Annotated in this window: 10 protein-coding genes and 3 tRNA genes; 11 read left to right on the top strand and 2 right to left on the bottom strand. The window is 68.5% G+C overall.

All coding sequences use genetic code 11. The features are described from left to right. Nucleotides 1–17 precede the first annotated feature (17 nt). Nucleotides 18–986, bottom strand: coding sequence for an NAD(P)H-quinone oxidoreductase (locus tag Q343_RS0113350; protein ID WP_345940126.1), 969 nt, complete (start codon nt 984–986; stop codon nt 18–20). 191 nt (nt 987–1,177) lie between these two features. Between Q343_RS0113350 and Q343_RS0113345 the strand changes: the two genes are divergently transcribed. The 8 genes from Q343_RS0113345 to Q343_RS0113310 all read left to right on the top strand — a co-directional run bounded on the left by Q343_RS0113345 (nt 1,178) and on the right by Q343_RS0113310 (nt 7,362). Continuing rightward, nucleotides 1,178–4,855 (top strand): ATP-binding protein, encoded by a 3,678-nt coding sequence (locus Q343_RS0113345; RefSeq protein WP_162175494.1) that lies wholly within the window; start codon nt 1,178–1,180, stop codon nt 4,853–4,855. A 39-nt stretch (nt 4,856–4,894) separates the two neighbouring features. Beyond that, nucleotides 4,895–5,344 (top strand): roadblock/LC7 domain-containing protein, encoded by a 450-nt coding sequence (locus Q343_RS0113340; protein WP_029254058.1) that lies wholly within the window; start codon nt 4,895–4,897, stop codon nt 5,342–5,344. 37 nt (nt 5,345–5,381) lie between these two features. Continuing rightward, nucleotides 5,382–5,768, top strand: coding sequence for a DUF742 domain-containing protein (locus Q343_RS0113335; protein WP_029254057.1), 387 nt, complete (start codon nt 5,382–5,384; stop codon nt 5,766–5,768). Beyond that, nucleotides 5,749–6,396, top strand: a complete 648-nt coding sequence (locus Q343_RS0113330; protein WP_029254056.1) for a GTP-binding protein — start codon at nt 5,749–5,751, stop codon at nt 6,394–6,396. The genes Q343_RS0113335 and Q343_RS0113330 overlap by 20 nt, the downstream gene beginning before the upstream one ends. A gap of 77 nt (nt 6,397–6,473) precedes the next feature. After that, a tRNA-Ser gene (locus tag Q343_RS0113325) sits at nt 6,474–6,558 on the top strand. Nucleotides 6,559–6,724: 166 nt separating this feature from the next. After that, a tRNA-Ser gene (locus tag Q343_RS0113320) sits at nt 6,725–6,813 on the top strand. Nucleotides 6,814–6,987: 174 nt separating this feature from the next. Continuing rightward, nucleotides 6,988–7,060 (top strand) — tRNA-Arg (locus Q343_RS0113315). Between the two features lie 122 nt (nt 7,061–7,182). Next, complete coding sequence (locus Q343_RS0113310; RefSeq protein ID WP_029254055.1) at nt 7,183–7,362, top strand: hypothetical protein; 180 nt, start codon at nt 7,183–7,185, stop codon at nt 7,360–7,362. Nucleotides 7,363–7,373: 11 nt separating this feature from the next. Here Q343_RS0113310 and Q343_RS14250 read toward each other — a convergent pair whose 3' ends face one another. Beyond that, nucleotides 7,374–8,267, bottom strand: a complete 894-nt coding sequence (locus Q343_RS14250; RefSeq protein WP_211249016.1) for an SPASM domain-containing protein — start codon at nt 8,265–8,267, stop codon at nt 7,374–7,376. A 283-nt stretch (nt 8,268–8,550) separates the two neighbouring features. On the opposite strand from Q343_RS14250, the gene Q343_RS0113300 reads away from it, so the two are divergent. From Q343_RS0113300 to putP, 3 genes are all read left to right on the top strand, one after another. Further along, a complete protein-coding gene (locus tag Q343_RS0113300) occupies nt 8,551–9,183 on the top strand; it encodes a TetR/AcrR family transcriptional regulator (protein WP_052367251.1) in 633 nt (210 codons plus the stop codon). Nucleotides 9,184–9,187: 4 nt separating this feature from the next. After that, nucleotides 9,188–10,477, top strand: coding sequence for an alpha/beta fold hydrolase (locus tag Q343_RS0113295; protein WP_029254053.1), 1,290 nt, complete (start codon nt 9,188–9,190; stop codon nt 10,475–10,477). A gap of 324 nt (nt 10,478–10,801) precedes the next feature. Beyond that, nucleotides 10,802–12,325 (top strand): sodium/proline symporter PutP, encoded by a 1,524-nt coding sequence (gene putP / locus Q343_RS0113290; protein ID WP_029254052.1) that lies wholly within the window; start codon nt 10,802–10,804, stop codon nt 12,323–12,325. Nucleotides 12,326–12,757 lie beyond the last annotated feature (432 nt).

Raw genomic sequence — 12,757 nt, 5'->3', positions numbered from 1 at the left:
GATTGCGGCACCGGGGGCTACGGCGTGAGGAGGATCTTTCCGAACACGCCGCCCGCTGCCAGTCTCTCGTGAGCCTGTCGAGCCTCGGAGAACCGGTAGACCGTGTCGACGACCGGTCTGATCCGCCCGTCCGCGATCAGCGGGAGGACGTGCCTCCTGACCCCGTCGACGATGGCCGCCTTCTCGGCCGCCGGCCGTGATCGCAGGGTCGTTCCCGTGATACTTGCGCGTTTTGTCAGGAGTACGCCCAGATCGAGCTCCGCCCGCCGTCCTTTCTGCATGCCGATGACGACGAGGTGCCCGTTCGTGGCCAGGGCCCGGACGTTGTCGGCCAGGTAGGCGGCGCCGACGACGTCGAGCACGACGTCGACGCCTCGGCCGTCCGTCACCTCGAGCACGGCATCGGCGAAGCTCTCGGAGCGGTGGTCGACGACGACGTCGGCACCCAGCGCCCGGACCTGCTCGCAGCGCTCCGGGCCCCCGGCCGTCGAGATCACGAAGGCGTTGAGAGCATGCGCGATCTGCACCGCCATGGACCCGACGCCGCCCGAGCCTCCGTGGATCAGGACCGTCATCCCTGCGGTGAGCCCGGCGACGCCGACGAGGTTGCTCCACGCGGTGCACGCCGCCTCGGGGACCGCTGCCGCGTCGCGGAGTTCCAAGTCCTCGGGAACGCGGATCACCTGGGCCGCGGGCGCGTTCACCAGCTCGGCGTACGCGCCACCGTCGACGAGGGCGCAGACACGGTTGCCGACGGCCACGTCAGTGACACCAGATCCCACATCGTGGACGATTCCCGAAAGCTCCAGACCGAGTAGGTCCGAGGCTCCGGGCGGCGGTGGGTAGTGGCCCGCCCTCTGCAGCAAATCGGCAGGATTGACACCGGAAGCGACCGTTCTGATCTGCACCTCACCTGCAGAAGGGGGGTTCTCAACCGTCTCGATGAGCGATAGGTTCTCAGGGCCGCCCGGCGCGGTAGTTGTCACAGCTCGCACGTTTTGACCCTACGCCGACCACGTGCGTGTGTCGTGTCAGCGTTCTGAGCGGATTAGGTGAACGCGCAAATACCACCGATAGTTGGTTCGCACGCCGGAGTATCCACCGGCACGACGGGCCATGGGTCACCCTCAGAGCCCTGGAACGGCCACTGACGAGAGAGGTTCGTATGCTCCGCAGATTGAGCGTCCGCGGGAAGATTCTCGCGGCACTTGCGGTGCCGGTCTTCGTGCTGTTCATCGCCGCGACCATCATCTCGGCACAGTCGCTGTCGAGCGCTCGGGTGGCCGCGCAGACGCACGAGCTGGTGGACGCGCTGACGGTCCAGGATGCTGCCGGCAAGGCGTTCGCCGTCGAGCGGGCCCTGTCGATCTACGACTCCGGCGGCCCAGCTGTGCGTGTTGCGATCGGGCGTACGGTCGATGGCGCCGAGAACGCGGAGCCGGAGCAGGCGATCGAGGCCTTCTACGGTCTGGTCGACGGCGCCCGCGCGTCGACGGACGACGTGCTCGACAGTCGTGACGCGAGGTTCAGCGACCTGAACCTCTCCGCGCTCGACGACGAGGTCCAGACCGCCGTCGACCGTACGATCGCCGACCGTGAGCAGCTCGAGGACCTGCGCGAGCGGATCGACGCGGACAGCGCGACCGAGTACACGCGAACCAGCGAGTACTCCGAGCTGATCGACCGCGCCGTCGGCGTGCAGCGCACCGTCGCGCTCACGTCGGAAGACCGCGCCCTCGCGCAGTACCTGCAGGCGTACGCGGACGTCGACGACTGGATGGCTGAGATCACCGTCGAGGAGCCGATCGTCCAGTCGCTCCTCATCAAGTCCGCGAGCGGCCAGACCAACCTGGACCGCGAGGCGAACCGTGCCGCCCAGGTCGTGAACGGCGGCGACGCCGTCCTCGAGACGGCCGAGGCCGCGGTCGCCGACCTGCCCGGGGGTGAGGCGCTGCCCGCCACCCGTGGCTCGTACGCCAATGTCCGCCAGTCCGTGGGTGACCGCTCCCTGTCCTCGCTCTCGGACCGTGACAAGAGCCGTTGGCTCTCGTTGTCGCGCAGCCAGCTCGACCAGTCGACCTTGCTGCGTGACGACCTGCGGAGCACGTCGGGCGACCTCGCGACCGACACCCAGACGAGCGCGAACACCGCGGCCGGCATCACGATCGCCGCGACCCTCGTCGCGTTCTTCCTCTCTGTCCTCATCGCGACCCTCATCGCCCGGTACATCACGCGACCGCTGAAGCGCCTGACCCAGGCGGCCGGTGACATCCGTGACCAGCTGCCGACGATGGTCGAGCAGGTGTCGGTGCCCGGCCAGGGGCCGAGCATCGACATCGCTCCGATCGCCGTCGAGTCCGGGGACGAGGTCGGCCAGCTCGCGACGGCGTTCAACGAGGTGAACTCGACGACCATCCAGGTGGCACGGGAGCAGGCCGCACTGCGTGGCTCCATCGCCGAGATGTTCGTCAACGTCGCGCGCCGCGACCAGGTTCTCCTCAACCGTCAGCTCGCGTTCCTCGACGACCTCGAGCGCTCCGAGGAAGACCCCAACGCGCTGTCGAACCTCTTCCGGCTCGACCACCTCGCGACGCGAATGCGCCGCAACGCGGAGTCTCTCCTCGTGCTCGCGGGCATCGACTCCGGTCGCCGCGTGCGGCAGCCGATGCCGACCTCGGACGTCATCCGTACGGCGTCGTCCGAGATCGAGCTCTACGACCGGATCCGGCTCAATCTCGACGTCGACCCCGTCATGCTCGGCCACAACGCGCTGAACACGGCCCACCTGCTCGCCGAGCTCCTCGAGAACGCGACGAACTTCTCGGAGCCGCACACCCCGGTCGAGGTCTCGATCGAGCGTGACGCCGGCGCCGTCCGCATCCTGATCCGCGACCACGGTCTCGGCATGACCGAGGAGGAGACGACCGAGGCCTCGCGTCGTGTGCGCTCCAGCTCGGCCTCGGACGCCGTCGGCGCACAGCGCCTCGGGCTCTACGTGGTCGGCCGCCTTGCGGACCGCCTCGGGGCGACCGTCCAGTTCCTCCCGGTCCAGGACGGCAACGGGACGCTCGTCATCGTCGGCCTGCCGCTGCCGCTCTTCGTGGCGGAGCAGAACCTGCCGCTCCCGGAGCCGACCGACCCGTTGTCCGCCTCGACGCAGATCGCCGCCGGGTCGTTCGTGGGTGCGGCGGACACCGGCCAGCAGCCGGTGGCTCCGGCCACCGGGAGCCTGCCCGTCCGTGGCGGTGGACCCTCCACGGGTGCCCTGCCCGTCGGCGACGCACCCGTCGCCGTTCCCGTGGACCTCGAGGCCCTGACGGACGGCACCACCGGCACCGGTATGCCTCGTCGTCGTGCCGCGATGCCGCAGAACGACTCGCGCCCCACCACGGGATCGATCGTCCTGCCCCCGATGGCGGAGCCGACCCTCCCCGACGAGCTGCCGACGTCGGCGGACGACAACTGGATGCCTCCGTCGGAGGTCCAGTCGGCCGCGGCAGCCCTGCCGAGCCGGACGCGGTCGGAGGAGCCCTCCGTCGCGCTCGACACGAACGCTGCCGACCCGGCTGCGCTGCTGCCCGGCGACGGCGCCGTCGAGGAGATCTCCGTCGACGCCGACTCGCGTTCCGCGATGTTCTCCAGCTTCCGCAGCATGGGTGCTCTCGAGGACCGTGTCGCGAGCGGAGACGACCAGGCGCCGGCATCGCCGGCACCCGCACCCGCGGCTGATCGGGCGTGGACCCCGGAGCCTGCGCCGGACGCGGCGCCTGAACCTGCTCAGCCCGGACCGTTCGGCGACACCCGCCAGTGGACGCCCGAGCCCGCACCGGTCGAGCCTGAGCCCGAGTCGGCTCCTGCCGAGCCCGCTCCGGCCCCGGTCGAGTACCGGTACGAGGAGCCCGAGCCCGAGCCTGCTCCGGCCGAGTCTCGGAGCGAGCCGAAGGACGAGGCGTTCCAGACGCTCCCTGCCTTCGAGGACCTGATGGCGGATCTGCCGACGCGCCGCTCGCTCCGCGAGAGCCAGCGCAAGAAGTCGCGCTTCGGGGGAAAGAAGAACCGCGACGACGAGCGTCCGTCTTCGGGTCCCTCCGCTGCCGCACTGGCATCGATGCCGCTCGCGACACCGCGCCTCACGGAGCAGTCGACGTCGAGCGACCCGTTCGGCACTCGTTCGTCCGCCACCGCGCAGCAGGCGCAGGAGCCCTCGCAGGTCGCCGCGCCGCAGTCGGCACCGGCACCGGCACCCGCACCGGACCCCGTACCGAGCCAGCCGGCTCCGGCCCCCCAGGCCGACGCTGTCTGGACCCCGCCCGAGGTCAGCGACGATGCGGCACCGCTCTCCGCGCCGAGCCGTACGTCGTCCGGAGTTGCGCCGACGCAGCCTGCGGCCGAGTCGCAGCAGCCTTCCCGGGTCGCCGGGATGCCGCAGCGCCCGAGTGCTCGTGCCACGACAGAGAGCTCGGGAGCGGGCAAGCCTGTCGCCGCACAGTCCCACGACTCGGTCGAGGCGCGTTCGGAGTGGCTCGCCTCGGCGGTTCTCTACGAGGAGATGACGTCGCTGCTGCGGTCGGGCGGCGAGGACGACCCGTTCCAGCGTGACGCGGAGGAGCAGTACCAGCCGGCCTCCATGTCGTTCGGTGATGGACTCGCACCCCGGCGTCGCTCCTCGGCACCGCCGGCGAACGACGGCCCGACCGCAACGATCGATCGCGATCCGGAAGAGATGCGGACCCGACTTTCTGCCTTCCAATCGGGAATCTCACGCGGCCGTCAGGCCGTCACCGACGAGGCACCCTCGACAGGAGCCCCTGTCACCCTGAATGATGAGCCCCACTCATCGGCTCCGGCGCGCTGACGGCGCGCACGGACCGATGGGACCTGACGAGGAGGAAGAGTGAACGCGCTCAGTACCGAGGCCACCAACTTTGGTTGGTTGTTGGACAACTTTGTGCGGACCGTGCCCGGCAGCCGCCACACGCTGGTGGTGTCGGCAGACGGTCTGCTGATGGCGATGTCCGACCAGCTGGACCGCACCAGCGGTGACCAGCTGGCGGCGATCGTCTCCGGCATGTCCAGCCTGACCCGTGGCGCAGCACGCCAGCTCAATGGCGGGAACGTGCGCCAGGCGATTGTCGAGATGGACAATGGCTTCCTTTTCTTGATGAACGTGTCGAACGGTTCGGTTCTCGGCGTCGTGGCGGAGTCCAGCTGCGACATCGGTCTGATCGGCTACGAGATGGCGCTTCTCGTCTCTCGGACCGAGGCGACGCTGACGCCGCAGCTCATCTCCGAGATGCGCGGCAGCCTCCCCGTCGACGGGGCAACGCGTACACCAGTGGCATGAGGTCGGATCGATGACGAACGGATCTTTCGGAGGCGGTATGCACAGCGCTGATACATATGAGGCGTCAACGGTTCGGCCGTACGCGGTCACCGGAGGGCGAGTACGGTCGGCGACGTCCGACCTGCCGCTCGAGGCACTGGTGGAGGTGCTTCCCGGTGCGGTCAGCAGTCAGGGGCTGCCTCCGGAGAAGCGCGCCATCCTCCAGCACGCCGCGCACACCTACGTGTCCGTGGCCGAGCTGTCCGCGCTGCTCCGACTGCCGCTCGGCGTCACCCGCATCCTCGTGGCGGACCTCCAGGAGGAGCGTTACGTCACCGTCCACACCTCGACCCCCGTCAACGTGCACACCGGTCACGGCAGCGCGAGCTCGGGTATGTCCCTGAGTGTTCTGGAGAGTGTTCTCAATGGCATTTCCGCCCTCTAGCGGTCAGCCTGCTCAGCAGGCTGGAGCAGCACCGGCAGCCCAGGGCTCGGCCGCGCCGGCCCGGACCGCCCCGACGGTCGTCAAGATCGTCGTCGCGGGCGGCTTCGCCGTCGGCAAGACGACCTTCATCGGGTCGATCTCTGACATCGAGCCGCTGAACACCGAGGCTGCGATGACGGAGCACTCCGTCGGCGTCGACGACGCCGGTGGTCAGTCCGAGCGCAAGACGTCGACCACGGTTGCCATGGACTTCGGCCGTATCGAGCTGCCGGGCTCGCTGTGGCTCTACCTGTTCGGCACCCCGGGTCAGGACCGCTTCCTGTTCATGTGGGACGACCTGGTCCGCGGCGCGATCGGCGCAGTCGTCCTCGTCGACACCGAGCGGCTCGAGCAGTGCTTCCCCGCGATCGACTACTTCGAGTCCCGCAACATCCCGTTCGTCGTCGGTGTGAACTGCTTCGACGGAGTGGCCAAGCACAAGCTCGACGACGTGCGTGAGGCTCTGCAGATCCCCGCGCACGTGCCGATGCTGTACACGGACGCCCGCTCGCGTGCCGCGACCAAGCAGACGCTGATCGCGCTCGTGCAGCTTGCGATGCGTCAGCTCCGCGCCAACGCACGGGCCTGATCCAGGGGCCTCCGGTTCTCAGGTTCGGATCCTCGCCCCACTCTCGGTAGACTCGACCGTGCAGGGCGTTGGTTCTGGGAGGGCTGACAGAGCGGCCTAATGTGACGGTCTTGAAAACCGTTGTTGTGCAAGCAACCGGGGGTTCGAATCCCTCGCCCTCCGCCGACGGAACGAGCGGGCACCGAGACTCGGTGCCCGCTCGTTCCGTTTGTGGAGCACGCCGGCGAGCCCCGCAGTACGGCGGAATCGCGCGGTTCGGGACGGCGCTTTGCTCCATGCGCCCCCGGCCAGGTAACCTATCGGCGGACGTACATTCGTGTGTGTCTGAGGAGACGTCGCATAGTCCGGCCTAGTGCGCCACCCTGCTAAGGTGGTAACGGGGCAACCCGTTCGAGGGTTCAAATCCCTCCGTCTCCGCTCAGGAAGGTCTCGGCTGCACAAGTCGGGACCTTTTCTGCTGATCCGACGTCGTCCGGCCCTTACGGTGGGACGTGGTGCGGATCACGGTGGCCCCAGGGCTCATCGGTTTGGGAACAGGCCGGGGAAGCGCTAGGCTCATCTACGGCTCGCCCGATGGGGGAGTCACGGTACGCGCCCGTAGCTCAACGGATAGAGCATCTGACTACGGATCAGAAGGTTGGGGGTTCGAATCCCTCCGGGCGCACAGCAGAAGGGCCCTGATCGGCAAGACGCCGATCAGGGCCCTTCGTCGTTCTCGGCATCGGTGCGCGGGACCTGGTTAACTGGAGTTCTGATCTGTCGACGCGTCGGTCCGAGGAGGGGCACATGCAGAGATTCTCGTGGGACCCGCACGAGGTCGGGGTGCTCGGGGCCGATCACCCTCTTCTGGTGGCGATCCTCGTGCTTGGCCTGATCGCCCTGCTCGTCGTCTCGGTGGCGGCGGTCGTCGCGATCGTGACGGCACCGCGGCACTCACCCGAGCCGGTACGGCACGACGACGAGTAGCGCGGCGGTGGTCAACGGACCATCGTCATGACGTCGGTCGCCGGCCTGCCGCGCCGGAGGAGCTCGGCCATCGCGGAGACCGCAGGCTGCGCGTGGCCGAAGAACGCCCGGTAACCCTCGCAGAGGTAGTTCAGCCCTGGCTCGCCGCCCGGGGTCGGGACGAACCGGTCCTTCGGGCATCCTCCGTTGCAGGCCCAGCGCACGGGGCACTCGCGACACTGCTCGGGGAGGCTCGTGAGCTTGCTGAGGCCGAACTCGACCTGCTCTGGCTGTGCCAGCAGGTCAGGGAAACTCGTCTCCGTGATATTGCCGAGGCGGTAGTCCGGCTCGACATAGTGGTCGCACGCGTAGACGTCGCCGTTGTGCTCGACCGCGACGGCCTGCCCGCACTGCGGGACGTGCACGCACAGGCTGGGCCGGCCGAGGTAGTTCCCGAGGGTTCCGTCGAAGTGCTGGACGAACATCTCGCCGACGTCGTGGCGCACCCACTCGTCGAAGACGGTGCTGAGAAAGCGCCCCCAGCCGGCGGGGGAGACGGTGCGTGACGTGACTCCGTCTCCGTCCTGGGTATAGAGGACGCGGTGCCCGTCGTCGTCACGCCAGCTGCGTTCCGCCGTCGGCCCCATTCCTGCCGGCACCCGCTCGACGATCGGGATGAACTGGAGGGAGTGGTGACGCCGGAGGAACGTCGCCCACTCGTCGTCGTTCAGGGTCCCGTTGGTCTGGATGACGTGCGCGCCGCGCTGGCCCGGGCGCCGGTACCGCTCGGAGAGCTCGACGACGCGGCGGAAGAAGGGCAGACCACGGAGCATGGGCTCGCGTCCCTGCCAGGCGACGGTGACCTCGCCGTCGGGGTGCGCGGCGAACAGCGCACGGACGTAGGTGCTCAGCGTCTCGGCGGACATCCATTGGGGCTTCTCGTCGTACGGCAGCACGTGGAGCGATAGACGCAGTACGAGCAGTCGAGGTTGCAGGCCGCGCCCGCGGGCTTCGCCAGCACCGAGTACGGGATCCCGCGACGCGCGGTCTCTTCGTTGCGTGTCATTGACCGTGCTCCTTCGATCCGCCGGGGCAAGGCTCGTTTTCCATCGTGTCTTCGCCAACTCCCGTTCAACGCTGCCGATCGGTCTCTTTTCCCGACGGCGACACCAGACTCAGTTCGGGCCCGTCCGGGCCTACGATCGCTCCATGCCACGACGCGGGCCGTACGCCAAGGGGATCGCCAGACGCGAGAGGCTGCTCACGGCGGCGCTCGCCGTGATCGCACGCCAGGGGTACCGTGGCGCCTCGCTCAAGGAGATCGCGGACGAGGTAGGGCTGAGCCAGACGGGGCTGCTCCACCACTTCGACTCCAAGGAGGACCTCTTCGTCGAGGTCCTGCGAGCTCGGGACGACGCCGACAGCACGCGTGCGTTGACGGCGTTCGTCGACGGGGGGATCGAGGGTGCCCTCGACACGTTCGTCGAGGTCATGCGTGCGAATGCCGACGTACCGGGTCTGGTCCACCTCTACACCGCGCTCGCGGTGGAGGCTGCCGACCCGGCGCACGCCGCGCACGAGTACTTCGTCAGCCGGCGCGGACTCTTCCGAGCAGTCCTCGCCGGCGCGGTCCGGCAGATGCAGGCCGACGGTCGCATCGAACCGTCCCTGGACGCCGACACGCTCGCGACGGGGTTGCACGCTCTCGCCGACGGGCTGCAGCTCCACTTCCTCTCGGAGCCGGACCTGGACATGGCGGGGGCGGTCGAGACGATGGTCGCAGCCGTCCTCACCCCGGTCCCGACGCGAACAGATCCGTCAGGCGATGTCGGCATACGGTAGATGGATGACCTCCACGATCCCCGGGCTGCTGTTCCGCGACCGCCACATCTCCGTCCCCGTCGACTGGACCGACCCGACGAGGTTCGGCGAGATCACCGTCTATGCGCGGGAGGTCGTCGATCCGGCACGTGACGGCGATGACCTACCCCTGCTCCTCTTCCTTCAGGGCGGCCCTGGCGGCCAGGGGCCTCGCCCGACGGCAGCCGGCGGCTGGTGGTCGAAGGTCCTTGAGACCCACCGGGTCGTCCTCCTCGACCAGCGGGGGACCGGCCGGTCGTCCCGCATCGACGGCGCGCTCCTCGACTCGTTCCCGACCCCAGCCGCTGCGGCCGAGTACGTCGCGTGCTTCCGGGCCGACGCGATCGTCGAGGATGCGGAGCGGCTGCGCCATGCCCTCTACGGCGGACGGCGGTGGACGACGCTCGGTCAGTCGTACGGCGGCTTCATCACCCTGTCCTACCTCTCGCGGTACCCCGAGGCGCTCGACGCCTGCCTGACGACCGGTGGCATCCCGTCCGTCCGTGCCGACGCAGAGACGGTCTACGCCCGGACCTTCCCCCGCCAGCTCGAGCGGAACCGCGCCTTCGAGCGGGAGTTTCCCGACGACGTCGCGACCCTGGGAGCGATCGCCGACCTCCTGGGCGCACAGGAGGTCCTCCTGCCCGACGGCGACGTGCTCACTCCGCACCGGCTGCAGGTGCTCGGACAGTCTCTCGGGATGAGTGACGGGGCCGACGGTCTGCACTGGCTGCTCGAGTCCCCGTTCGCGTCCGACGGCGGCCTCGACCCCGCGTTCCTGTCTGCGGTCGGCGCACGGACCGGGTACGTGAGCAACCCGCTGTACATGCTGCTGCAGGAGGTCATTTACCACCAGGGCGAGCGCGAGCCGGGCTGGGCCGCGCACGACGAGTACCTGCGGACACCGGAGTTCTCGACGTCGGTACGTCCCCTGCGACTGACCGGTGAGACGGTCTACCCGTGGATGTTCGACGAGATCCGGGCCCTGCGCCCGTTCCGTGGAGTGGCCGAGGCCCTGGCCTCGCGGAAGTCCTGGCCCCTCTTGTACGACGTCGATCGGCTCGCGTCGAACGAGGTCCCGCTGGCCGCGGTGCAGTACGACGACGACCCGTACGTCGACCTCGGTCTCGCGCGGGAGACGCTCGATGCGACGGGGAGCTCGAGTCTCTGGGTGACCAACGAGTACCTGCACGACGGGCTCCGTGCGGACGGCGCACGGATCGTCCCACGGCTGTTCGACATGGTTCGCGGACGGTGGGCGCCAGCGGCACGCTGAGCAGATTGTGCTCAGGATGTGGACGGTGTGTGAAAGTGTGACCGCCGTCACACAGCATGTTATGGTCGATGATGCAAAGAAGTTCGCCTGACGGGCCAACGCTCGATCTCTCTCAGCCCCGTCGTTTCAACGATCGTGAGGGGGGTCACGTCACTCCTGCGACGTCGGCGTCCAACGCCCGTCGTGCAGAGCGTCCGAGCGCGGCAACTCCATGACCGTGGCGGCCTCGGGGTTGACTCTTCCCAGGGATGGACTGGCAGTGTCTAGGGCTTTGGGCACGCCGTCGGTGTGCCTCAACCAGCAAATGGAGAGGATTCCATCCCCATGAGCGACCAAACGTGGCAGACAATCGCCATCGTGGTCTATCTGCTCGCGATGCTTGCGATCGGCTACACCGCTTACCGCAACACCTCCGACATGGACGACTACATGCTCGGTGGGCGGCGCCTGAAGCCGGCGCAGGCCGCACTCAGCGCCGGAGCCTCCGACATGTCGGGCTGGCTCCTGCTGGGACTCCCCGGAGCGATCTACGCGTCGGGTCTCATCGAGGCCTGGATCGCCGTCGGCCTGACCGTCGGTGCCTGGCTCAACTGGAAGTTCGTGGCGCCAAGGCTGCGCGCGTACACCGAGGTCACGCGCAACTCGATCACGATCCCGAGCTTCTTCGAGAACCGTCTGCGCGACACCTCGCGCTCGCTCCGCGTCACCGCGGGCATCATCGTGCTCGTCTTCTTCACGTTCTACGTGTCCTCCGGCATGGTGGCCGGCGGGAAGTTCTTCGAGAGCTCGTTCGACTCGAACTACTGGGTCGGCATCGCCGTCGTCATCGGCGTGACCCTCGCCTACACGCTGTTCGGTGGCTTCCTGGGCGCGACGTGGACCGACGTCGCCCAGGGCATCTTGATGGTCGCCGCACTCATCGCCGTGCCGATCGTCGCGATCGTCGAGATCGGTGGCTGGGGCTCGGTCGTCGACGGCATCCGCGAGGCCGACGTGACCAACGGGGGCGACGCCCTCTCCTGGACCGCGGGCGCGACCGTCGCGGGCATCGTCTCGTCGCTGGCCTGGGGCCTCGGCTACTTCGGCCAGCCGCACATCATCGTCCGCTTCATGGCGATGCGTAAGCCGAGCGACGCGACCACCGGCCGCCGTGTCGGTATCGCCTGGATGATCATCTCGGCCACGGGTGCTGTGATGACCGGGCTCGTCGGTATCGCCTACTTCCAGCAGACGAACGCCACCCTCGATGACCCGGAGACGGTCTTCCTCGAGCTGTCGCAGATCCTCTTCCACCCTGTGGTCGCGGGCCTCGTGCTCGCCGCCGTGCTTGCCGCGATCATGTCGACGATCTCGTCGCAGCTCATCGTGTCAGCCTCGGCCCTCGTCGAGGACCTCTACATGATCGTGGGCAAGAAGACGACGGCGAAGAAGGGTGTCGTCCTCGGACGTATCGGTGTCCTCGTCGTGACGGTCGTGGCCGCGCTGCTCGCTCTCGACCCCGACTCCTCCGTGCTCGACCTCGTCGGGTTCGCCTGGGCCGGCTTCGGTGCCGCGTTCGGTCCGCTGATCCTCCTCGCGCTGTACTGGAAGGGCCTGACCCGCTGGGGTGCGCTCGCCGGAATGATCAGCGGTGGCGTGACGGCCTTCATCTGGGGCCACACCGAGCTGTCGAGCACGCTCTACGAGATCGTTCCCGGTTTCGTCATCTGCCTCGTCGTCGCCTGGGTGGTCTCGTTGGTCACCAAGCAGGACGACCCGCAGGTCGATGCGGAGTTCAACGCCGCCCGTGTCTACGCGAAGTCGGACGACATCGAGGCTGCACGCAAGGAGGCAGGCGCTACCGCCTGATCGTCCTCGCAACGCCCGAAGGGGCCCTGCACACCACACGGGTGGTGCGCAGGGCCCCTTCGCCGTCAGTGCGAGGCAACCGCCGCCGTGTGTCGTGCGCCGCCTGTCCTCGAGACGGTGCATCGGCCTGCGTGGCCGCGACGCTTCGAACGAAGCAGGAATGCACCGGGGCGCGCTGTCGCCGTACAACCGGCACTCTTCGAGTGCTCGTCCATGCCGGCCCCGCGCTGGGCCCGGCGAGCGGGGGCATCGGCACCAGAGCTGTCGAGGGTGAGCGCTGTCGAGGGTGAGCAGTTGCGGGCGACGATCCACCCCCGTGGGAAGGGGTGCAACGAGGGGTGGTGGGGGTCACGTCGGGGGGATTTGGTGGTTCGTTGTTCCGGCTGTAATGTTCTGGATGTCAGCCCGACAGGGAGACACGGACAGGAGCTC

Source organism: Paraoerskovia marina DSM 21750, from assembly GCF_000701465.1.
Taxonomy (GTDB): Bacteria; Actinomycetota; Actinomycetes; order Actinomycetales; family Cellulomonadaceae; genus Paraoerskovia; species Paraoerskovia marina.
This window is presented reverse-complemented; position numbering and strand designations above follow the sequence as displayed.

Bases quoted from the DNA above. Each gene is read 5' to 3' on its own strand.
- Q343_RS0113335 (WP_029254057.1), top strand. From the start codon at position 5,382: ATGCACAGCGCTGATACATATGAGGCGTCAACGGTTCGGCCGTACGCG.
- Q343_RS0113330 (WP_029254056.1), top strand. From the start codon at position 5,749: ATGGCATTTCCGCCCTCTAGCGGTCAGCCTGCTCAGCAGGCTGGAGCA.
- Q343_RS0113310 (WP_029254055.1), top strand. From the start codon at position 7,183: ATGCAGAGATTCTCGTGGGACCCGCACGAGGTCGGGGTGCTCGGGGCC.
- Q343_RS14250 (WP_211249016.1), bottom strand. From the start codon at position 8,267: ATGTCCGCCGAGACGCTGAGCACCTACGTCCGTGCGCTGTTCGCCGCG.
- Q343_RS0113300 (WP_052367251.1), top strand. From the start codon at position 8,551: ATGCCACGACGCGGGCCGTACGCCAAGGGGATCGCCAGACGCGAGAGG.
- Q343_RS0113295 (WP_029254053.1), top strand. From the start codon at position 9,188: ATGACCTCCACGATCCCCGGGCTGCTGTTCCGCGACCGCCACATCTCC.
- putP (WP_029254052.1), top strand. From the start codon at position 10,802: ATGAGCGACCAAACGTGGCAGACAATCGCCATCGTGGTCTATCTGCTC.